Source organism: Pseudomonas sp. 01L34, from assembly GCF_056400265.1.
Genome location: NZ_JBFTSX010000010.1, coordinates 101,420 through 121,574 on the forward strand (window position 1 = coordinate 101,420; position 20,155 = coordinate 121,574).

20 protein-coding genes and 1 pseudogene are annotated in these 20,155 nt (G+C 57.2%); 10 read left to right on the plus strand and 11 right to left on the minus strand.

Annotated elements, in window-relative coordinates; translation table 11 throughout:
* Nucleotides 1–10: 10 nt before the first annotated feature.
* The 5 genes from cysB to AC1DQM_RS26830 form a co-directional block, all read right to left on the minus strand.
* Entirely contained in the window at nt 11–985 is a 975-nt protein-coding gene (cysB, locus tag AC1DQM_RS26810; protein WP_007899921.1) for an HTH-type transcriptional regulator CysB, read from the minus strand.
* 113 nt (nt 986–1,098) lie between these two features.
* The gene (locus AC1DQM_RS26815; RefSeq protein WP_007939995.1) at nt 1,099–1,602 is read right to left on the minus strand and encodes a universal stress protein; all 504 of its coding nucleotides are present in this window, start codon (nt 1,600–1,602) and stop codon (nt 1,099–1,101) included.
* Nucleotides 1,603–1,698: 96 nt separating this feature from the next.
* Nucleotides 1,699–2,604 carry a 5'-nucleotidase gene (locus AC1DQM_RS26820; RefSeq protein ID WP_018929795.1) on the minus strand — a complete coding sequence of 302 codons (906 nt, stop codon included), beginning with the start codon at nt 2,602–2,604 and terminating at the stop codon, nt 1,699–1,701.
* Between the two features lie 23 nt (nt 2,605–2,627).
* Nucleotides 2,628–3,584 (minus strand): putative 2-dehydropantoate 2-reductase, encoded by a 957-nt coding sequence (locus AC1DQM_RS26825; protein ID WP_064616717.1) that lies wholly within the window; start codon nt 3,582–3,584, stop codon nt 2,628–2,630.
* On the minus strand, nt 3,581–3,967 hold the full coding sequence (locus AC1DQM_RS26830) for a thioredoxin family protein (RefSeq protein WP_026286693.1): 387 nt from the start codon (nt 3,965–3,967) through the stop codon (nt 3,581–3,583). Before AC1DQM_RS26830 ends, AC1DQM_RS26825 begins: the two co-directional genes overlap by 4 nt.
* On the opposite strand from AC1DQM_RS26830, the gene AC1DQM_RS26835 reads away from it, so the two are divergent.
* Both AC1DQM_RS26835 and AC1DQM_RS26840 read left to right on the plus strand, forming a co-directional pair.
* Nucleotides 3,966–4,409, plus strand: coding sequence for a PilZ domain-containing protein (locus tag AC1DQM_RS26835; protein ID WP_081625788.1), 444 nt, complete (start codon nt 3,966–3,968; stop codon nt 4,407–4,409). The two genes, AC1DQM_RS26830 and AC1DQM_RS26835, sit on opposite strands and share 2 nt — an antisense overlap.
* A 189-nt stretch (nt 4,410–4,598) precedes the next feature.
* On the plus strand, nt 4,599–5,675 hold the full coding sequence (locus tag AC1DQM_RS26840) for a 3-deoxy-7-phosphoheptulonate synthase (RefSeq protein WP_018929799.1): 1,077 nt from the start codon (nt 4,599–4,601) through the stop codon (nt 5,673–5,675).
* 65 nt (nt 5,676–5,740) lie between these two features.
* On the opposite strand, the gene AC1DQM_RS26845 is transcribed toward AC1DQM_RS26840, so the two are convergent.
* Nucleotides 5,741–6,022 carry a GNAT family N-acetyltransferase gene (locus AC1DQM_RS26845; RefSeq protein WP_007939987.1) on the minus strand — a complete coding sequence of 94 codons (282 nt, stop codon included), beginning with the start codon at nt 6,020–6,022 and terminating at the stop codon, nt 5,741–5,743.
* A gap of 629 nt (nt 6,023–6,651) precedes the next feature.
* Here AC1DQM_RS26845 and oprI point away from each other — a divergent pair.
* Complete coding sequence (gene oprI, locus AC1DQM_RS26850; RefSeq protein WP_003172710.1) at nt 6,652–6,903, plus strand: outer membrane lipoprotei OprI; 252 nt, start codon at nt 6,652–6,654, stop codon at nt 6,901–6,903.
* A gap of 123 nt (nt 6,904–7,026) precedes the next feature.
* Here oprI and AC1DQM_RS26855 read toward each other — a convergent pair whose 3' ends face one another.
* The 3 genes and pseudogenes from AC1DQM_RS26855 to AC1DQM_RS26865 all read right to left on the minus strand — a co-directional run.
* Entirely contained in the window at nt 7,027–7,998 is a 972-nt protein-coding gene (locus tag AC1DQM_RS26855) for a L,D-transpeptidase family protein (RefSeq protein ID WP_018929800.1), read from the minus strand.
* Nucleotides 7,999–8,130: 132 nt separating this feature from the next.
* Nucleotides 8,131–8,424 (minus strand): hypothetical protein, encoded by a 294-nt coding sequence (locus AC1DQM_RS26860; protein ID WP_007899882.1) that lies wholly within the window; start codon nt 8,422–8,424, stop codon nt 8,131–8,133.
* A gap of 56 nt (nt 8,425–8,480) precedes the next feature.
* Nucleotides 8,481–8,768 (minus strand): annotated as a pseudogene (locus AC1DQM_RS26865) (SGNH/GDSL hydrolase family protein); the annotation flags it as partial.
* Between the two features lie 46 nt (nt 8,769–8,814).
* On the opposite strand from AC1DQM_RS26865, the gene AC1DQM_RS26870 reads away from it, so the two are divergent.
* The 4 genes from AC1DQM_RS26870 (at nt 8,815) to AC1DQM_RS26885 (ending at nt 13,002) form a co-directional block, all read left to right on the plus strand.
* Nucleotides 8,815–10,266, plus strand: coding sequence for a tyrosine-type recombinase/integrase (locus AC1DQM_RS26870; RefSeq protein ID WP_477747090.1), 1,452 nt, complete (start codon nt 8,815–8,817; stop codon nt 10,264–10,266).
* 82 nt (nt 10,267–10,348) lie between these two features.
* Nucleotides 10,349–10,855, plus strand: a complete 507-nt coding sequence (locus AC1DQM_RS26875) for a BRO-N domain-containing protein (RefSeq protein WP_477747091.1) — start codon at nt 10,349–10,351, stop codon at nt 10,853–10,855.
* 223 nt (nt 10,856–11,078) lie between these two features.
* On the plus strand, nt 11,079–11,597 hold the full coding sequence (locus AC1DQM_RS26880) for a hypothetical protein (protein ID WP_477747092.1): 519 nt from the start codon (nt 11,079–11,081) through the stop codon (nt 11,595–11,597).
* 859 nt (nt 11,598–12,456) lie between these two features.
* Nucleotides 12,457–13,002, plus strand: a complete 546-nt coding sequence (locus tag AC1DQM_RS26885; protein ID WP_477747093.1) for a Rha family transcriptional regulator — start codon at nt 12,457–12,459, stop codon at nt 13,000–13,002.
* Between the two features lie 102 nt (nt 13,003–13,104).
* On the opposite strand, the gene AC1DQM_RS26890 is transcribed toward AC1DQM_RS26885, so the two are convergent.
* The gene (locus AC1DQM_RS26890) at nt 13,105–14,655 is read right to left on the minus strand and encodes a hypothetical protein (protein WP_477747094.1); all 1,551 of its coding nucleotides are present in this window, start codon (nt 14,653–14,655) and stop codon (nt 13,105–13,107) included.
* Between the two features lie 475 nt (nt 14,656–15,130).
* Between AC1DQM_RS26890 and AC1DQM_RS26895 the strand changes: the two genes are divergently transcribed.
* Nucleotides 15,131–16,018, plus strand: a complete 888-nt coding sequence (locus AC1DQM_RS26895) for an FRG domain-containing protein (protein ID WP_477747095.1) — start codon at nt 15,131–15,133, stop codon at nt 16,016–16,018.
* A gap of 328 nt (nt 16,019–16,346) precedes the next feature.
* Here AC1DQM_RS26895 and AC1DQM_RS26900 read toward each other — a convergent pair whose 3' ends face one another.
* Nucleotides 16,347–16,952 carry an arylesterase gene (locus AC1DQM_RS26900; protein ID WP_477747096.1) on the minus strand — a complete coding sequence of 202 codons (606 nt, stop codon included), beginning with the start codon at nt 16,950–16,952 and terminating at the stop codon, nt 16,347–16,349.
* Nucleotides 16,953–16,962: 10 nt separating this feature from the next.
* Between AC1DQM_RS26900 and AC1DQM_RS26905 the strand changes: the two genes are divergently transcribed.
* Together AC1DQM_RS26905 and AC1DQM_RS26910 are read left to right on the plus strand one after the other, a co-directional pair.
* Entirely contained in the window at nt 16,963–17,646 is a 684-nt protein-coding gene (locus AC1DQM_RS26905) for an ABC transporter ATP-binding protein (RefSeq protein WP_007939984.1), read from the plus strand.
* Nucleotides 17,646–20,150, plus strand: a complete 2,505-nt coding sequence (locus AC1DQM_RS26910; RefSeq protein WP_230139267.1) for an ABC transporter permease — start codon at nt 17,646–17,648, stop codon at nt 20,148–20,150. Before AC1DQM_RS26905 ends, AC1DQM_RS26910 begins: the two co-directional genes overlap by 1 nt.
* The last annotated feature ends 5 nt before the right edge of the window (nt 20,151–20,155 follow it).

Below are 20,155 nucleotides of genomic sequence, written 5' to 3' on the forward strand. Positions count from 1 at the left end.
CTGTTGACGCTTAATGGACCGGCAGTTCGACGCCGTCGAACAGCTCTTCCAGTTCCTGTTTGTTGTGGCACTGAATGGCCTTGGCCATCACTTCGCGGGTCAGGTGCGGAGCGAACTTCTCGATGAAGTCGCACATGAAGCCACGCAGGAAAGTGCCGCGACGGAAACCGATTTTGGTAATACTGGATTCGAACAACTCGCTGGCATCGAGCACCACCAGATCGCTATCGAGCTTGGTATCGACTGCCATTTTCGCCACGATACCCACGCCCAGCCCCAGGCGAACGTACGTCTTGATCACGTCGGCGTCAGCGGCGGTGAACACCACTTTCGGTGTCAGGCCACGGTGGCTGAAGGCTTCGTCGAGTTTCGAACGGCCGGTGAAACCGAATACGTACGTCACGATCGGGTATTCGGCCAGGGCTTCGAGGGTCAGCTTCGACAGCTTGGTCAGCGGGTGGCCCTGAGGCACGACCACGCAGCGGTTCCAGCGATAGCACGGCATCATCACCAGATCACCGAACAGCTCCAGGGCTTCGGTGGCGATGGCGAAATCGACGGTGCCGTCCGCAGCCATCTCGGCGATCTGCATCGGCGAACCCTGGTGCATGTGCAGGGCAACGTCCGGGTATTGCTTGATGAAATTGCTGATCACCGGTGGCAATGCATAACGCGCCTGGGTGTGGGTGGTGGCGATCGACAGGGTGCCTTTTTTCTCGTTGGAGAATTCCTGGGCGATCTGTTTGATGCTTTCAACTTTGCGCAGGATCTCACCGGCAGTGGTGATGATGCGCTCGCCAGCCGGGGTAACGCGGGTCAGATGCTTGCCGCTGCGGGCGAAAACCTCGACCCCCAATTCGTCTTCCAGCAGACGAATCTGTTTGCTGATGCCCGGTTGCGAGGTGTAGAGGCTTTGGGCTGTAGCAGAAACGTTGAGGTCGTGGTGCGCCACTTCCCAGATGTAGCGCAATTGTTGAAGCTTCATATGAATCCCTCAAAGCAGGTAGACGCCACGGGCATCAGCGACGGTATATAACTATATTAATGGTTAGACCAATAAATCTAGAACTTTTTTGTCAAAATGCCATTATTCGTGTTCTAGCGATCCTCTTTGCGGCGACGCTCTACCAGCGGCACCAAATAGACCGGCACCCTGGCCAGTTGCAACACGCGCGCAGCGGTTCGACCCAACGGCGTTTCCGCGCCAGCACCATGGCTGTGACTCCCTACGATCAGTAAATCGACAGAGAGTTTCTGCGCCTGGTCGAGAATCACCTGCGACGGATCGCCCTGCAGCACCCGCACTGCCTGAATCCGCTGCAAATCCTGCTCTCCTTCATCCCCCAGCTCTTCGCGAAAGTTGTCGAGCACCCGTTGCTGAATATTGGCGATCACATTGTTCAGACCTTGACTGTGAAATTCGTTCAAGGCCTTCTCGTCGAGATAGCTTTGCAACACGGATTCGGCAAACAGCCCCATGGGCTCTACCGCGTGCACCACATACAAGTCGGCATTGAATGTTCGAGCCAGTTCCAAGGCATGCTGCATCACCAATGGTGCGTACAGACCCAAGTCAGTGGCATACAGCATCGAACGAATCATATGACCTCCTCAAATGCCAACATGGCGGAGATTGATTCAGCTTAGCAGTGCCGTGGCGAGTGCGGCGCCCGGCGCAACGTATTGAACCGCCGGGCTTTAAACCGACGGCTCGTTACTGATGCCATGGGGCACGTGCCCGGTGGCGACCACTTCGCGGGCCAGTTCGCAATGGCCTGCCTGATCGTCGAAAAATACGTCGGCGGCAAAGGCTTCGAGAAAAGCTGATTTGGTCAAGCCGCCAAGAAACAGCGATTCGTCCAGACGAATGTCCCATTCGCGCAAGGTACGGATCACCCGTTCATGGGCCGGCGCCGATCGCGCGGTCACCAGCGCGGTACGGATCGGACAGGCATCATCCGGAAACTCGCGCTGCAACAGATTGAGCGCCGCGAGGAAACCTTTGAACGGCCCGCCACGCAAAGGCTCGCGGGCCGCCTCACGCTCGCTGGCCTGAAACGCCGCCAGGCCTCCCGACTGATAGACCCGCTCCGACTCGTCGGAAAACAGCACCGCGTCACCGTCGAAGGCAATGCGCAATTCATCGCTGGCGGCGCGACTGGCACCGCCCGATAGAATAGTCGCTGCGGCGAATCCGGCCTCCAGCGCATTGCGCACATCTTCGGCATGGGTCGAGAGAAACAGGTCGCAACCAAAAGCCTTGAGGTACGGATAAGGACTGCGCCCGCCGACGAACGCCGCACGCGAGATCGACAGGCCATAGTGATGAATCGAGTTGAAAACCCGCAGGCCGGTGTCGGCGCTGTTACGCGACACAAGGATCACCTCGACCCGGGCACGGCCGAGACGGGTATTCAGGTTCAGGAGTTTTTCCACCAACGGGAATGCATCGCCGGGCTCGAGAATTTCGTCTTCGTGTTCGATCTGGTACTGCCGATAAGCCTCGACGCCGCTCGACAGATAGACCTTGTGGCTCTCGCTCAAGTCGAACAGCGCTCGCGAAGAAATCGCCAGCACCAGTTTGTCGTCTATGACATTTGCCATGCCCTTCCCCCTTCTTGACCGACTCAGTGGTTACGTCGGTCGATAAAACTCAAGCTGCGATACAAGGCCTCGATTCGCGGCAACTCACATCCCGCCGCCTTCGCCGCTGCCAGTGGCCGAGTGTAGATGGCGTCCAGTTCCAGCGGCCGCTTGTGCAGAAAATCGTGATGCATGCTCGGCCAGTAGTCGGGCATTTTCTCGGTCATCATGAACAGATAATCGGCGTAACCCGGCGGCATGTCATGACCGCAAGCCTTGGCCCCCTGAACCACTTCGGCCATCAAGGCCTGAATCAGCGCGCGGCTGTCGGCATCCGCCATCAACGGTGTGGTGCTGGCCCCGAGCAGCACCGACAGACCGTTGTAGGGAATATTCCAGACCAGTTTCTGCCAGCGCGCCTGCTGCAGATTCGGCATGGCCTGGGCGTCGATACCGGCCGTGCGGAACAATCCGGCGCCCTCCTCGACGATGTTCATGCGTACCTGTGCATCGGCGGCGGGGCCACTGTGGTAGCCGACATTCACCGCCCCCAGCGCTTGATGGGTGATGACCCCGGGGCCGGCGCGATGGACGCAGATCAGACAAAGCCCGCCCAGCAGGTGCAGCGAATCGGGGAGCAACTCGCGCAGATGGTCTTCGACGTCCAGGCCATTTTGCAGCAACAGCACTTTGGCATCAGGTGCCGCGGCTTGAATAATGGCCGGTGCCAGGTCCGCGTTGCTGGTGGTCTTGGCGCCCACCAGCAGCCAGTCACAGGGCGGCATGTCGGCAGCCGACGAATAGGCCTGGACCGGGTTCAGGGTCAGCGGGCCCAACGACGCATGGTCAAGATGCAAGCCGCGTTCGGCCACCGCTGAAAACTCGCTGCGCAACAGAAAATGCACATCGAAGCCGGCACGCGCCAGCATCAGCCCGTAGAAACCACCGATCGCGCCGGTCCCGATAATGCCGATTGTCGGCTTGGCCACTGTGCCTGTCATGGCAGCTCCTCTGCTGGTCGATTCAACGCCTGCTCCACAGCCTCGTTGAGCGCTGTGCGGGTCAGGCGCGACTGTAGCGCCCCGAAATACTCACCGTCGCGCACCACAAACAGTGCCGGCAAATGAAAGACCCGATAGCGCTCAACCACCCCGCCATTGCTTCCGGCATCGATCCAGCACAGCCGATCGACCGCCAGTTCGAGCCTGGGCAACTGCTCGCGGGCAAAACGACAACTGGCACAGCCGACGCTGGTAAATATCACCAGTGAAATGCCGCTCATTGCCAGCAACCGTTGGTCGGCGTCGAAATCGGTCAGTTCCGATTCGACCACTATACTGGGAGAAACAGTGTCAAGTGGCCGACACAGGGAGTCCGTGTTCATGAGACGTTATCTTCCTCATCCTGACGATGTGCCCGTCGAATTAACGTTGCTCAAACATGAGTGTATTTCGCGGCAAGAGCTGCACACTATCAGCCTCGGCGGCATGGCTTGCAATTACCACCGCGCGTGGCGCCACGGTACGGCGCTGGAAATACGCATGCCGACCCTGAACCCGGACTTGCGTTTCCTGGGTTATGTGGCGTGGTGCTTGCGACGCAAACGCGGCTATCTGGTGGGGATCGCCTTCGTCGACGAACAGACGCTGTTTTGCGCGCGGATGGGTGAGCAGATCTGCCAGATCGAACGTTACTGCCGTCAGCATGAACCCCAAAGCCAACAGCAGAACAATGAGACCCTGGCCCTCGAGTGGGTCCAGCAGCACGCCGACGAGTTCTCCCACGATACGGTCAGCAAGGCATTTGCGCAGCCAATGGCCGGTTAGGGTGCATTCCCCATCAGTTTCCCCGCCACGGTGGGGGAAACTGATGGGGAATGCCCATTAAACCGGTGTCTGCCCATTGTCGAGCCACGGTGTAACGCGCTAAGGTTCTGCTCCCCGACGCGCTTAATTTGCTGTGCTCCGCCGCGCGGGTTCGCTGGCGGCCGGCACCCGTGACCTGACGAGTAAACGATGGCTGATTTACCGATCAACGACCTAAACGTCGCCTCCAACGAGACCCTGATCACTCCCGATCAGCTCAAGCGTGATATCCCTCTGAGCGACGCTGCCCTGCGCACCGTCACCAAGGGCCGCGAAGTCATTCGCAACATTCTTGATGGCACCGACCACCGCCTGTTCGTCGTGATCGGGCCGTGCTCGATCCATGACATCAAGGCTGCCCACGAATACGCCGAGCGCCTGAAAGTGCTCGCGGCCGAAGTGTCCGATACCCTGTATCTGGTCATGCGCGTGTATTTCGAGAAGCCACGCACCACCGTTGGCTGGAAAGGCTTGATCAACGATCCGTACCTGGACGACTCGTTCAAGATTCAGGATGGCCTGCACATCGGTCGTCAGTTGCTGCTGGACCTGGCCGAGATGGGCCTGCCGACCGCAACCGAAGCCCTCGACCCGATCTCCCCGCAATACTTGCAGGACCTGATCAGCTGGTCGGCGATCGGCGCACGCACCACCGAATCCCAGACGCACCGTGAAATGGCTTCCGGCCTGTCTTCGGCCGTCGGCTTCAAGAACGGCACTGATGGCGGCCTGACGGTGGCCATCAACGCCCTGCAATCGGTTTCCAGCCCGCACCGTTTCCTGGGCATCAACCAGGAAGGTGGCGTATCGATCGTCACCACCAAGGGCAACGCCTATGGTCACGTGGTACTGCGCGGCGGCAACGGCAAGCCGAACTACGATTCGGTCAGCGTCGCGCTCTGCGAGCAAGCGCTGAAAAAGGCCAACATCAAGCCGAACATCATGGTCGATTGCAGCCACGCCAACTCCAACAAGGATCCGGCCCTGCAACCGCTGGTGATGGAGAACGTCGCCAACCAGATCCTCGAAGGCAACCAGTCAATCATCGGCCTGATGGTCGAGAGCCACTTGAACTGGGGCTGCCAGGCAATCCCGAAAGACCTCGCCGACCTGCAATACGGCGTGTCGATCACCGATGCCTGTATCGATTGGACTGCCACTGAAAACACCTTGCGCAGCATGCATGCCAAGCTCAAGGACGTGTTGCCTAAACGCAATCGCAGCTGATCGCCGTTTCGCGCATAAAAAAACGCCAGGTTTGAACCTGGCGTTTTTTTATGCGTTGGTTTTGCTCACAGCTTGGCGGCATGCCGCTGATGACGCTCCATATAGCGCTCCACGTAGGAGCACGATGGAATCACCGTGTAGCCCATTTCATCAGCATATTGCAGCGCCTGCTCGGTCAAAGCCGCCGCAATGCCGCGACCGCGCAACGCGTTGGGCACAAAAGTGCGATAAATATCCAGGGTCTGTTTTCCCAGATCCATATAGGTCAGGTAGGCACGATAACCGTCCACAGTGGTCTCGAACTGATGACCAGCCTGGTCATGGTGGATGGACAACGCCTCGCTCATCACTACTCCTCGCGGGTCTTTAATTCTGACCCCTACCTTACCGATGTTTTTCCGGCGAAGGAACAACTACGCCACCCCGTGCCTGAATGGACACCGAGAGAGCCGCACCAATCTCGCGCAACCGAGCACGTATCAAATAGTAGGCACCATTGGCAAAAATGCTCAAGGGACGCTCGTCATTGTGCATCGGGTGGCGGGTGTTGCCGCGGATTACGCAGGAACGGCTCGACCGAACGGGTCAAAGCCTGAACATTGCCGGATATTGAGACTTAAGACGAGCGCCCTTTGTTTAAGTCACCTCAACATGGATAAAGATATGCGAGCGGCTGCGCAAAATTCGAACACAAGTGTAGACAAACCCATCTAGACGGACTTTGGACAAGACCAAAAAACAGCCGCCGGGCCAGGGAACTTTTTCCCAACGGCTCGCTCAGTTCGGGCCTCGTAGCTGGATATTTTTTATACAACGCAGTTAAAAGTTGCTCGAAAAAGAATCAACGCCTACAATTTTTTTTGCTTCTTGCGCTACGTCAGTTTACTTACTACAAGTAATGGGTAGTATGTACGCCGGCTATTTCCTCACTCTGAGGAGACAGCTACTTAATAGAAAGTCCTTGAAGGGGAACACGATGAACAACGTTCTGAAATTCTCTGCTCTGGCTCTGGCCGCAGTTCTGGCTACCGGTTGCAGCAGCGTATCGAAAGAAACTGAAGCACGTCTGACTGCTACTGAAGACGCAGCAGCTCGCTCCCAAGCTCGTGCAGACGAAGCTTACCGTAAAGCTGATGAAGCTCTGGCTGCTGCTCAAAAAGCACAACAGACTGCTGACGAAGCTAACGAGCGTGCTCTGCGCATGCTGGAAAAAGCTAGCCGCAAGTAATAATCCTTCGGGATTGTTATCAAGCCGATCCATTTTTTGGGTCGGCTTTTTTATTGCCTGAGGTTTCTGCAGGCCATAAAAAACCCGCCGATGCGGCCTGCATCGGCGGGTTGCTTTAACGCGTTACTGCTGCAGGTCGATCGGCGCACTCGAGACCATCGGTGCCGACGTATTCGGCACGGCGATTTCCACCGGCAGGCCATCCTCAGCGGCGACCACGTCGCGCACTACATCCCAGTTCATGCGCAAGTTGTTGGTGATGTCCTCACGCTTGAGCATCGCATTGATCACGGCGGTGTGCTTGTCGACCACCGAAGGGTTGCCCTTGTCATCCAGCGGCGTGTGCGCTTCCAGATAAACCTTGCCGCCACTGAGGCCGAACTTGTACGGATCGTTGAGGATGCGAACCGACGTCCCTACCGGCACCATGCTGGCCATTTCCAGCACGTTGTTGTTGAACATGCGGAAGCAACCGTGGCTGGTACGCATGCCAATGCCGAACTTCTTGTTCGAACCGTGGATAAGGTACCCCGGAGTGCCCAGGGTGAATTTGAATGGCCCCAGCGGGTTATCCGGGCCGGCCGGCACTACGTTCGGCAGTGGGTCGCCGTCGGCGGCGTGCTCGGCCTTGATCGACGCTGGAGGGGTCCAGGTCGGGTTCGGCGTCTTGGCGACGATGCTGGTGTGGGCAATCGGCGAACCCCAGCCTTCACGGCCGATACCCAGCGGGAAGGTGTACACCACGTTCCGGCCTTTCGGGTAGTAGTAGAGGCGGTATTCAGCCAGGTTGATGACGATGCCTTCACGCGGGCCAGGTGGCAGGATGAAGCGCGTCGGCAGGACGATTTCGGTACCGGCGCCCGGCAGCCATGGATCGACGCCAGGGTTGGCCGCGACCATTTCCAAATAGCCCAGGTCGTAGGTGGTGCCAAGGTCGGCGAAGGTGTCTTCGTATTTGGCCTTGATCACTTGCACCTGGCCGACAATGTCTTCACCGGGTGGTGGCAGGGGCAACTCCAATGCTGCAACGGGACCCGCCACGCAGAGCGCAGCAAGAGACAGGCAGCGGGTGACGGCGGGAAAGCGCGGCAACATCCGGAAAATCCTTCGCATGATCGACAAGGGTATAAAAACCCGATTGTACACCGCCGCCCGTTATTTCGGGGAGATGCAAGACCTGCGGCGAGGGGGATTACCTGTGGTGGAAGCTTTCCTGTGGCAAGGGAGCTACAGCTCGAACCGCAACTCAGGCCAGATCGGCGAGGTGCCGCGTTTTTGCGATTCCAGAATGGCCCGGCACAGCGAGCACAGGCGCTGGTCCTGGAACACCGTGCGATCGACGCTCGACCAGCGTGGTTGCGCTGGCAACAGGCTGCCGCACAAGGTTCGGTCCGCCGAGCCGCCCAGTTCCAGCTGACGGGTCACCAGATGCACCCGCACTTCCTGGCAGGCGAACAGATCCAGCTGTTCGTCAGGCTCGATCAGTTGATAGGCAAAAAGGGACCAGGCGGGACGCGGCATCGGGGGCTCCAAATCGGGGGCGCCACCTTAGCCGAAACGCCGCCGCTAGAAAAGCGTCAAAGCAGCGGTTTCAGTGTCGGCCAGACATTTTCCAGCAACTTGCCCTGAGCCCCCGCCGCCGGGTGCAGGCCGTCGGATTGCATCAGGTCTGGATGACCGCCCACGCCGTCGAGAAAAAACGGCACCAACGGGATTTTTTTCTCGTCGGCCACCTTGGTGAAAGCCTCGGCAAATGCCTGGGTGTAACGCGCACCGTAGTTGGGCGGCAACTGCATGCCCAGCAGCAGTACCTTGGCACCACTGGCGCGGGAGCTGTCGATCATCGATGCAAGATTTTGTTGCAATCCCGACCTGAGGACAGGAACCCAATAAACTCAAGGGTTCCGACTAATGACCACCTCTCAGCATCCTCAAAGTGGAACAAACCTGTTACAAACCGCCCTCGCCAAGCCGTACCACTATCGTCGGTCAGGTCGCTATTACCTTCGGCTCCGACCTCAAGGCACCGTTAAGGGCTTCTTCACGCTATCGCTCAGAACTACCGACAAGGCCACCGCAATGACCATCTCCCAAGAAATCCTCCAGACCCTCAAGGCGTTCCACTTCGACAACCCTGAGGCGACTTGGGACGAACTCCGTGAGCGTCTAATAGACATCGCTGAGTCCTGCCTGACGATGGCGCATGGTGATAGCTCTTTGGTGGCCTACGAGATGATCCACGATGAACAGCATGTTGCCCTTCGTGAGGCGAGCGCCAAGCTACCGCTGAGCGTCAATCAGCAACGGGCCGTGAGCAAGGCATTAGAGATCCTTGAGGCCGCTCAGGAGCGCTTGGAGGGCAGGCCGGGAAAGCTGGTCGAGATCGTAAGGGACCTCAAGGGTGAGGCTTGTAGCACGCCTGTAGCCCCTTCCCTGTCTCTATCTGTATTACCGTCTGGAGGCCCCCTGACGTGGGACTTCCTGTCCAACAAGTATCTAAGCGCGCACACCATCAACATCAAGGAGTCCACCAAGGCGAGCATGTTGGTCAATTACAAGGCCATCAAGGGCGCCTTTGAGGAAATCGGATTGACTGACCTCAGGACCCACACCCATGACCACATGGTGGCAATCAGGACGGCCTTGCTTGTGGGTCGTGAACGCTCAACTGTGAACAACATCCTTACCAAGATGATGACCGTCATGGACTGGGCAGTTAACAACGACTATCTGACCAAGGCCTACACCTCCAAGCTCAAGCTGACCAAAGGGACAGACAGCAAGCGTGAAGGCTTCACCAAGGACCAAGTGGTTGCCCTAATGAACCATTCCGCAGAACTGCCAGCCGACTCATGGGAGCGCTGGGGTCTGTCCCTTCTGGCAATCACTGGGGCTCGTGTCGGTGAAATCGCTTATCTGACCAAGAAGGACATCAAGCAGGTCGATGGCCTCTGGTGCATCCATATCAATGAAGATGGCCCTAACAAGTCAATCAAGAACAAGCACAGTGACCGGACCATTCCATTGATCGACGGTGCGTTCAATACGTTTGACCTGAGCGAGTTCCTCAAGGCTGTCGAGTCGGGCGCCCTACCCTCTGACCATGGCGTCAACCCAATGAAGGCCAGCAGGAACCTTGGCACTCTGATGAAGACAATCCTCGGGGAGACCCGTGAGACAACCCAGACGTTGCACTCACTGAGGCACTTCATGGCGTCCTCTCTGCAAGCTGAAGGGGTTCCTGTGGCTTACGCTCAAGCCATCACTGGGCACTCATCCCGCACCATCACCTTTGACAACTATGGTTCTGCCATCCCTGTAGGGAAGCTCGCTGAGGAACTCAAGAAGGTGCTCAAGGCATAGGCCCCGAAAAGCGATGTTTGACGGCAAAATGTCCACTTGGCATATTGAGTGGACACAAGAGCCACTTGCATAAGGAGTCACAGTGAAAGCTACCCTCGATAATTTGAAGTTCACGTCGTTTCGCGCCCCCGGACTTGACCTCATTGCCATTGAAGGACATCCAGAGCTTGGCCTTCTTTTCATCGCCACTCATGTGATGCAGAAGATGGGCCTCAAGGATGCTAAGCGGCAGGTCCAACGGTACAAGGACAGGAAAGGAATGTTCCACGTTCGGGACATCATGGAAGTGGAAATCGACCAAGACCCTTACGGGAATGGAGTGGTCTTCGAGGCATTGCTTATTCAAGCCCTTGGGTCACGCTGGAAGGACGCATGGCTTTGCACTGAAGCTGTCCTGTATCAGGTGCTATTGCAAGGAGATAACCCGATGTCTGATCTCTTCCGAGGCTGGGTAACAGAGGAAGTCCTCCCATCCTTGAAGGGGAATGGTCCCGAGTCCTACTTTTATGAACAGCCTATTTCCAGCTACAGCCTTGACGTCAAGTGGGAGCGCTTTCAGGCGTTGCTGGGCGGCAGCGCTAACGTCTAACCGCATTAGACGTCCCGTGGATCAGAAAGGGGCTTTCGGGCCCACTCCTACGTGAAATCCAATCGACTCGCTGGGTCCTGGCCTTGCTCCGTGGACGTAGGAGCGTGCTCGTAGAAAACCTCAAGATGCCCTGAAGCCCTGTGTTTGCTGGTCGAAAGTCTGATGACGTTAATAAACCCTCACTGTTGCGAGACACCCACTCACAGCACAGGAGAACGACATCATGACCAGCTTCAACCCAGCTCAATCAGGGGCCATCGCTGCAACTGCCAAGCGTGGCCGAGGCCGCCCCACCAAGATAATCGCTAATCCCTTCGAGGGCTTCATTGGACCCACCTCCGACTACGGCCAGTACCCTTACTTCGCATCGGACATCATTGAGGGTATCGCAAGGCTGGACTGGCACGACCGACCAATCGGCAAGGGCGGGTCATCCAAGCCACTGTCCGTGAAGCATCTTTTCGGCATCCTTGCGCAGCTCCCAGAGATCACCGCTGCATCCGTTGAGGACTTTCTGAGCATCGGCGTGCGACAAGCTCAGCGATACGTGAAGGCCATCGAACTGGCAATGCCGTATCTGATGAAGTCACGACCAAGCTGCCTTGCTTCTGAGATGGACCATGAGGTCATCCTTCCGATGCGACGCAACGACTGGACCGACACCCTGCCTGCACCAGACCCCGCGACACTCGCAAAGCTGCACTACGACCTACGGGACCTTGGGAACCGGTACGCTGATTAAACGCCGCATACTTTAAAGAACCTCAACGAGACCTCAACGACCCTGAGCTATCGACCAGCTCATCGACCAGACCCAGAGGGAGAGGGGTAATTGTAATTACAACCCCTCCTCGAAAAGCCATCTTAAAGAACAACTTCAAAGGGGAACCCATGACCGCTCTCCTCGCCTGCCCAGCAAACTCTCAGCTCACCGAAGACGACTGCATCACCTTGTCACTGGTCCTCCCAGCACCTTCACGACCTCAACTGATTGAGCTTCGCCGTGTCATAAGCAATCGAAACACATCCTTTAGCGCTTACGGTTCTGGGGTCGTCACCTTTGACAAAGACGCCTTGCTACATGAGGTCGCCTTGAAGTGCTCCAAGAAGACTGCCAAACGGCTATTCCATCTGGTCGCCCACGGGGTCTGTCTTCAAGCCATCGCTTCGACGCCCTTGACGACTCCTTTGACTGGAACCGAGCCAATCCCACCCAGGCTTAGAGGTGTCCGTCAAGCTGTCGTTTAATTACCCTCACTATTGAGAGACACAGCGAATCCGCAATAAAAAGATTCTTGCCCAGTCGTCCCCGCTACGTCAGCAACACCCGATCGTCGCCACGGTTAGCGTTCCCGACGGTTACTAACATCACCTTCGAGGCTCCGCGAAGAAGTCTCACGCTTTGAGCCCCATAAGGCCGACCTGATGAGAGAACGGCAGGACCTTTATCCGCTTCACCTGTTCGCCCGTCGCTGGGCAATCAATCAACCAATCCAGTCTTTCTGATAGCGCCTTCCATGCCACGCCGGTTCCCTTTGTCGGGGTCTGGATGACCGGCTGTGGGTGCGACCTGAAGGGCGCTACCAAAAGGAAAAAAGACTATGAACATGACCTGCACTGATGCAACCACCTTCGAGAAAATCACCAAGGTCGGAGCGATAACCCCAACGACCCTAAACGGTTTGCCCGGTATGTCGTCCTTGGAGATTGCTGAGATCACCGGAAAGAAGCACCTCCACATCCTTCGAGACATCCGCAAGATGCTCGACGCTCTAAAGATCGATCCAAATCTGGATACATCTCCCAAGTTTGTCGAGACTCTGGCCCCCGACAGCTATGGTCGTCTTCAACCACTGACCATCCTCGACAAGGAACTGACCTTCACCTTGCTGGCCCGCTACAGCTTCGAGCTGTCAAACCTGATCGTCAAACGCTGGCTTGAACTTGAGGGCTTAGGTTTTCAACGCGTGTCCGTCCAGGCCACTGTGGTCCACCTGATCGAATGCGAAAAGGACATCCGGCGCGCTGCTTTGCACAACCTTAAGAAGGCCAGTAAAAGGGTGCCCCGGCGTCCCCTGAGTCCAGCGGAGAAAGAGATCCAGCGTCTATGCCGACTGGCCCGTAAGAACTCCCAAAGAGATCTTTGAACCGATTCATCGGAGCTGAGCCAATACTGAATTCCATATCACCAATTGGCCCGATTCATTTTTGCGACGCCGGAGCTTTCTAAAACGTCCCAGATAGAAGCTTTATTGTCGCAGGGAAATTTCGATGCTTCCTTTCCGCTGTGGCGGGAAAATGCACCGGGCGGTATAGCCGATTTCTGCCCCAAATGCGTTCTTGGCATCGAAGTCTAAGAGTACCTCAACATTCCCCAAAGTCTTCGCAGTCGAAGCACTGGTTCCAGTAAAGCTATGAAAATCGACCGAGCTTGGGATCGCAGCATTTCCTTTGACCATCTGCCGACAAGCAACGATGGCTTTGCCTTCATCCCAAGCCTTCTCATCCTGTGTGCGCACCGCTCCATCGCTCTTTAATTCAGCATCTGTCAGATAGATCCGTTTCTCGTTGGCGCAGTCTATGAAAAACTTGAGCGACCTTAGGGTGCTTTCGTCACTGAGCTGAACGTTCTCAACATAGTCGCACTTGCCGCTATCAATGGCTCGCTCAGCTGCCGTCCTCCGTAGCTTCTCGATTTCTGCAAGCCGACTGCGGTACTTGGTCACTGTTTTCGGGTACTGAGCTGAGGTGTACTTGTCGATTGCATAGGGCCGGATACGATTGACGTAATTCTCCTGACGCTCACGCTCGACCTTCTCTTCCGCGATCTTGGAGTCGTATACCGACTTTTTCGACTCGTACTCGGCTTTTAGCCCAATGAGGTCTTCATCAGAGACAGCGCTGTATTCGTCAAGAATCTTCTTCGCGTCAGCAAACCGTGCCTCATGGATAGCGAGCTTCAACTGGTCAAGGATTTCGGTTCGTTTAACCAAAAATGCATTCTTGCTCTGGGCTTCGATCTCTTTCTGTTTCCGCTCAGTTTCTATACGTTGCTGCTCTGCGATCTGCTCCTGCTCAACTTTCAGTCGTAACTCCTGCTCAGCAATGCGGGCCTGCTCTTTCTCGTGAAGATCCTGCGTGTGCTGAAAAAAAGCGAAGTTAGAAAGCACTGCGATAAGCAGCACCACCCACAGTCCGATATTGAATCGGTCAAGCCATGGGGCCTTTTGCAAGACCTTCTCGTAAGCCAGTGGATTTACCAATGCTCCGGCCATGAGTATCAGGAGGGCAGGAAGCCAGACTTGCTGGATAGCGGCGTAAACCGCTACTGCTGCGAAGGCAATAGACAGTAACCAGCGCACGGGGACCAGCAGCTTCTCCGCTTGACCAGCCGACTGGTGTCCATTCCCTAAATAATCCTCAACTGAGAACTGGCGCGGGACAACATCTTGCGCCAAAAGGTGGTGAATCATGTCGTTAGAGAAATGGTGAAAGTAGCCAAGATCAGTTGGGTTCTCAATGCGAGTCCTGAGGTTCGGACGCACGATCATGGCAATGAATTTCGCGACCTCTTCCTTCCATCTTGAGTCATCGACAACCCCATAGCCTTTGTCCTCCGTGAGGAAGACTTGCTTGTCTTTCAGCTCGACAAAATGATTTCCAACCGCAGCCAGCACGGCATTACCATATTCGAGGCCTTTCTTTCGATTCTTCCAAGCACCCAGTTGTTCGCGCGTCAGCCAGAAAAGAAAAGCACCAAGTGCAAACGTAATGAGGACGAGAAAAGCCTTGGGACTCATACAATCTCCTTTTATAGACCCATGGAATATTTTTGGTGCGTGGGGAAGACCATCATACCAATCTGCGGCTATTGAATCGCCTTGTCACCGGTTCTCATGCCTAAGGTGCGTACCGACCAACGCATCTTCAGCTACCCAAGATGTTCACCAGCCTGAGCTATGGTGAGCGTGCCAACGGCGACGTATGGAAGATCGAAGCGACCCGCAACCCGAACGCCTAAGGCTGGGACATTGAGATCATGACTGTCGTGGAATCTCGGCTAACGGCAAGGTCCATGTGAAGCTGATCGCTGATGGTCTTCAGACCGAGGCTGTGGCCTTCCCGATGATTACTCGCATCACCTTGAGCTGATCATAAAGAGCCCCGTAAGGCCGAACCGAGAGGAATCGGCAGGGGCGACTCAGGAGATGGTGGTAGACAAACCTGAACCCATACCTCGAAGATCCCAGACTTAACATAGTTAGGATGACTGTGATGAGTGTCGATAATTTTGAGGTCAAACCGTTTCAAACTGCTGAGAGCTTTTGGGAAGCTTTGTCGCCGACCAGACCTCTCGTTGAAGGGCCACATCGGTTCATCTTTCGTGGACAGGCTGACGCGACTTGGAAGCTTGTTCCTTCTCTACTCCGCCCATATCAGAATCAATGCGTAAATTCGACTGAGCAGTTCTGCCCTAAAGATCTTTCCTTTTTGGAGCATCGCTGGCTGGAAAAATTTATGGAGCAACTGGACCGCGTAGGTCTGACTATTCCGAATGATAGCGCCGAATTTCGTGACCTCATCGTCAATCCTTCTTCCGCCATAAATCGGCTGAAAAGGAACAAGCCAATCCCAGAAAACAGCCTACTGAATTTGATGGCAAAGGCTCAGCACCACGGCGTGCCTACTCGGCTTCTTGACTGGACCACTCAGAGTTTCACTGCCTGTTACTTCGCTGCAAGTTCAGCCCTTGCGTGCCACAAACACTGGAACGAAACATCTCAGTTAGCAGTTTGGGCGCTGAACGTTGAGCACAGCGGTCTGTACGATGATTTGATCCTCCATACCTCACCGGGATCAACAAGCCCTCACCTTGCGGCACAGGCAGGACTATTTACTGTCCATCCAAACAGCCTGTTCCCCACACAAAGCCTCTCGCCTCAAGGATTGGAAGCTATTTTTTCTAAGCAAACATCCCCCCTGATCAAGCTTACCCTTCCCGTATTTGAGGCGTCCCAGCTTCTTGAATACTGTGAAAGATCGGGCTTCAGCGCTGCAAACATCTACCCCTCTGCCGATGGTGCCGGAAAATCCACGCTTGATTTGATCAACATTGAAAATGCCAAGACAGCGTGGAATACCGATGAAGTAAAAATCCGATAGACATTCAATCTCTATAGGAGAACCCAATGGACACCCTACAGGCTGCCTATGTGGTCTGTGCGGCTGTCCATTTGGTCTTCTGGCTATACGGACGCTTCAAGGGCCCTTAGCGAAAAATACAGAAAATCTCCGAGCCCCCATCTCATTGAGCATCACCGCCAAGGTTCCCCCGTGTGCCCCTCGCGCAGGCGATAAGGACCCCTTGCAGGTGCGCCATAAGGCCCCCAGAGACTGGGACAAAGGTGGGCCAAAGTTGTCACAAACGCGCTGGACAGCTTCAACGACTGCTCCCTACAATCGGGTCTTCCTGATCCTCTCAGGGATTACTTCAAAGCAACGGCTTCAGCATCGGCCACACGTTATCCAGTAGCCGTGACTGAGCTTCAGCAGTAGGGTGAATTCCATCACTCTGAACCATGGAAGGCACGCCACCTATGCCCTCCAGCAAGAAAGGCACCAAGGGAATGTCATTCTCTTTGGCTACTTGAGGGAACACTTCAGCGAAAGCAGTCGTGTAGCGAACACCGTAATTTGGCGGTAAGCGCATACCCAAAAGCAGCACCTTGGCCCCAGCCTTCTTCGACTGCTGAATCATGCCTGCAAGGTTTTGTTGCAATTGTGTTGGCAGCATTCCGCGCAGTCCGTCATTGCCCCCCAACTCGAGGATAACCAGCTCAGGCTTATGCTCTGCAAGCAGCGCCGGCAGGCGCGCCCGGCCTCCCGCACTGGTGTCGCCACTGATGGATGCATTGACCACCTTATCGTCGAAACCTTCGTGCTTGAGCCGTTGCTCGAGCAATGACACCCACCCCAACCGGGTATCCAGGCCGAAACCGGCGCTGATACTATCGCCAACGATCAGGACTGTACCCGCCGCTGCGTTCTGGGCCATGCACATCAAGGCCAGGCCAGCACTCAAAAACCACACACGCATCGGATTCTCCATGGGCGCAAGCATTCTCACCGCGAAGAACCTCAGCAAAGTGGTTCCCAGCGCGGAAGGTGAACTGACTATCCTGCACGAACTCAGCCTGGAACTGAACAAGGGCGATAGCCTGGCCATTGTCGGCGCCTCCGGTTCCGGCAAATCCACCCTCCTCGGCCTGCTTGCCGGCCTCGACCTGCCGAGCAGCGGCGAAGTCACTCTCGCCGGCCAAGGCCTGAGCAATCTCGACGAAGACCAGCGCGCACGCATTCGCGCCGAGCACGTGGGGTTTGTCTTCCAATCCTTTCAACTGCTCGACAGCCTCAACGCCCTGGAAAACGTCATGCTGCCACTGGAACTCGATGGCCGCAAAGACGCCCGTGAGCGCGCCACCGAGCTGTTGCAACGGGTCGGCCTGGGTCAACGCCTGACCCACTCGCCGCGCCAGCTCTCCGGTGGCGAACAGCAGCGTGTGGCGATTGCCCGTGCCTTCGCCGCCGAGCCCGATGTGTTGTTCGCCGATGAGCCCACCGGCAACCTCGACAGCCACACTGGCGAGCGCATCAGCGATTTGCTATTCGAACTCAACAAGGAACGCGGCACCACCCTGGTGCTGGTAACTCATGACGAACGCCTGGCACATCGCTGCCGGCGCCTGATCCGCCTTGAAGCCGGCCTGCTGGTCGCCCCTCTGGAGCCTTGATGGCACGCCTGCCGCTGTTGCGCCTGTTCAGTCTCGCCATTCGCCAACTGCTGCGCGATGCCCGCGCCGGTGAGTTGCGCGTGTTGTTCTTCGCCTTGCTGGTGGCCGTGGCGGCGAGTACCGCCATCGGTTACTTCGGTGCCCGCCTGAACGGTGCCATGATGCTGCGCGCCACCGAGTTTCTCGGCGCTGACTTGTTGCTGGAAGGCAGTTCGCCGGCGCGGCCGGAACAGATCAACAGTGGCATCGAGCTGGGCCTTGAACATGCTCAGGTGGTGGAATTTTCCAGTGTCATTGCCACCGACAACGGTATTCAGCTGTCCAGCATCAAAGCCGCCGATGACGTCTACCCGTTGCGCGGCGAACTGAAAAGCGCCCCCGCGCCGTTCGCGCAAGAAGCACCCGGTGGCGGTCCGAAACCCGGCGAAGCCTGGGTTGAAGCGCGACTGCTGACTGCGCTGGACTTGAAGATCGGCGACAGCATCGATGTCGGCATGAAAACCCTGAAACTGGCGCGGGTGCTGACCTACGAACCGGATCGCGCCGGTAACTTCTACAGCCTGACGCCACGGGTGCTGATCAATCTCAGCGACCTCGAGGCGACCGGCGTGGTGCAACCCGGCAGCCGGGTCAGTTACCGCGAACTCTGGCGCGGCAACGCCCAGGCGCTGGAAACCTATCGTCAATTGATCAAGCCAGGCCTGGCCGCCAACCAGCGCATCCAGGATGCCCGCGATGGCAATCGGCAGATCGGCGGTGCCTTGGGCAAGGCCGAACGTTACTTGAACATGGCCAGCCTGGTAGCGGTGCTGCTGTCCGGCGTGGCGGTGGCGTTGTCGGCGACACGCTTCGCCACCCGCCGATTCGATGCCAGTGCATTGCTGCGCTGTCTGGGCCTGTCCCGCCGGGAAACCATGGTGCTGTTCAGTCTGCAACTGACGGTTCTCGGACTGCTCGCCAGTATCAGCGGCGCCCTGCTTGGGTGGCTGGCGCAGCTCGGGCTGTTTGCGCTGCTGCATGATTTACTGCCGACTGACGTTCCACCGGGAAGCCTGTTGCCGGCCATTGCGGGGATCGGCACCGGGCTGGTCGCGCTGGCCGGTTTCGCCCTGCCGCCGTTGGCCGCTTTGGGGCGAGTCCCACCGCTACGGGTATTGCGCCGGGACTTGCTACCGATTCCCTCCAGCACCTGGATGGTCTATGGCGCGGCGTTGGGCGCCCTCGGCCTGATCATGTGGCGTTTGAGCCTGGACCTGGTGCTGACTTTCGCCCTGCTCGGCGGCGGCGTGATCGCAGCACTGGTGCTTGGCGGTTTGCTCTTGCTGCTGCTCAAGAGCCTGCGCCGGATGCTGGCCCGCGCCTCATTGCCATGGCGTCTGGGGTTGGGCCAACTGTTGCGCCATCCACTGGCGGCGGCGGGTCAATCCCTGGCCTTCGGCTTGATTCTGCTGTCGATGGCGTTGATCGCTTTGCTGCGTGGCGAGCTGCTCGACACCTGGCAAAACCAGTTGCCGAAAAATGCCCCGAACTATTTCGCCCTGAACATTCTGCCAGCGGACAAACAAGCCTTCAGCGATCGGTTGATGGAGCTGTCGGCGCAATCGGCACCGCTGTACCCGGTGGTGCCGGGACGGCTGATCAGCATCAATGGCAAACCGGTGCAGGAAATCGTCAGCAAGGACTCGGCCGGTGACCGGGCCATTCAACGCGACCTGAGCCTGACCTGGGCAGCGGACCTGCCGGCGGGCAACAAGCTCACCGCCGGCAACTGGTGGGATCAGCAACCGGCGGATGAACTACCCGGTGTTTCGGTGGAAGGCAAAGTTGCCGAAAGCCTCAAGCTCAAGCTCGGCGATCACATGGTGTTTAGCGTTGGCGGGGTCAATCGGGAGGCGAAAGTCACCAGCCTGCGGGAGATCAACTGGGACAACTTCCAGCCGAACTTTTTCATGATCTTCCAACCCGGCACCTTGAAGGATTTGCCGGCGACCTACCTGACCAGTTTCTATCTGGCACCCGGTCACGACCAGCAGATCGTCGACCTGTCCCGCAGTTTTCCAGCGGTGACCATCCTGCAAGTCGAAGCGTTGCTGGAGCAGTTACGCAGCATTCTCGCGCAAGTGACCCTGGCAGTGGAGTACGTGCTGTTGTTCGTGTTGGCGGCGGGGATGGCGGTATTGTTCTCCGGCTTGCAGGCCACCCTCGATGAACGTATTCGCCAAGGCGCATTGCTGCGAGCGCTGGGCGCCGAACGGCAGTTGCTGGTCAGGGCGCGGCGGATCGAGTTCGGTTTGCTCGGCGCGGTCAGCGGGCTGTTGGCGGCATTGGGCTCGGAACTGGTGAGCCTGGTGCTCTACCGCTACGCCTTCGATCTGCCCTGGCATCCGCATCCATGGCTGCTGGTCATGCCGCTGATCGGCGCGGCGCTGATCGGCGGTGCCGGTGTGTTCGGCACGCGCCGCGCCTTGAACGCCAGCCCGCTAACAGTCTTGCGCGAGGGTTGATAAAC

What these genes read in the sequence shown, in the direction of transcription:
- AC1DQM_RS26880 (WP_477747092.1), top strand. Translation starts at nt 11,079, where the DNA reads ATGACCAGCTTCAACCCAGCTCAATCAGGGGCCATCGCTGCAACTGCC.
- AC1DQM_RS26820 (WP_018929795.1), bottom strand. Translation starts at nt 2,604, where the DNA reads ATGGCAAATGTCATAGACGACAAACTGGTGCTGGCGATTTCTTCGCGA.
- AC1DQM_RS26895 (WP_477747095.1), top strand. Translation starts at nt 15,131, where the DNA reads ATGAGTGTCGATAATTTTGAGGTCAAACCGTTTCAAACTGCTGAGAGC.
- oprI (WP_003172710.1), top strand. Translation starts at nt 6,652, where the DNA reads ATGAACAACGTTCTGAAATTCTCTGCTCTGGCTCTGGCCGCAGTTCTG.
- AC1DQM_RS26840 (WP_018929799.1), top strand. Translation starts at nt 4,599, where the DNA reads ATGGCTGATTTACCGATCAACGACCTAAACGTCGCCTCCAACGAGACC.
- AC1DQM_RS26835 (WP_081625788.1), top strand. Translation starts at nt 3,966, where the DNA reads ATGAGACGTTATCTTCCTCATCCTGACGATGTGCCCGTCGAATTAACG.
- AC1DQM_RS26855 (WP_018929800.1), bottom strand. Translation starts at nt 7,998, where the DNA reads ATGTTGCCGCGCTTTCCCGCCGTCACCCGCTGCCTGTCTCTTGCTGCG.
- AC1DQM_RS26870 (WP_477747090.1), top strand. Translation starts at nt 8,815, where the DNA reads ATGACCACCTCTCAGCATCCTCAAAGTGGAACAAACCTGTTACAAACC.
- AC1DQM_RS26825 (WP_064616717.1), bottom strand. Translation starts at nt 3,584, where the DNA reads ATGACAGGCACAGTGGCCAAGCCGACAATCGGCATTATCGGGACCGGC.
- AC1DQM_RS26845 (WP_007939987.1), bottom strand. Translation starts at nt 6,022, where the DNA reads ATGAGCGAGGCGTTGTCCATCCACCATGACCAGGCTGGTCATCAGTTC.
- AC1DQM_RS26905 (WP_007939984.1), top strand. Translation starts at nt 16,963, where the DNA reads ATGGGCGCAAGCATTCTCACCGCGAAGAACCTCAGCAAAGTGGTTCCC.
- AC1DQM_RS26815 (WP_007939995.1), bottom strand. Translation starts at nt 1,602, where the DNA reads ATGATTCGTTCGATGCTGTATGCCACTGACTTGGGTCTGTACGCACCA.
- AC1DQM_RS26900 (WP_477747096.1), bottom strand. Translation starts at nt 16,952, where the DNA reads ATGCGTGTGTGGTTTTTGAGTGCTGGCCTGGCCTTGATGTGCATGGCC.
- AC1DQM_RS26910 (WP_230139267.1), top strand. Translation starts at nt 17,646, where the DNA reads ATGGCACGCCTGCCGCTGTTGCGCCTGTTCAGTCTCGCCATTCGCCAA.
- AC1DQM_RS26860 (WP_007899882.1), bottom strand. Translation starts at nt 8,424, where the DNA reads ATGCCGCGTCCCGCCTGGTCCCTTTTTGCCTATCAACTGATCGAGCCT.
- AC1DQM_RS26830 (WP_026286693.1), bottom strand. Translation starts at nt 3,967, where the DNA reads ATGAACACGGACTCCCTGTGTCGGCCACTTGACACTGTTTCTCCCAGT.
- AC1DQM_RS26885 (WP_477747093.1), top strand. Translation starts at nt 12,457, where the DNA reads ATGAACATGACCTGCACTGATGCAACCACCTTCGAGAAAATCACCAAG.
- AC1DQM_RS26890 (WP_477747094.1), bottom strand. Translation starts at nt 14,655, where the DNA reads ATGAGTCCCAAGGCTTTTCTCGTCCTCATTACGTTTGCACTTGGTGCT.
- cysB (WP_007899921.1), bottom strand. Translation starts at nt 985, where the DNA reads ATGAAGCTTCAACAATTGCGCTACATCTGGGAAGTGGCGCACCACGAC.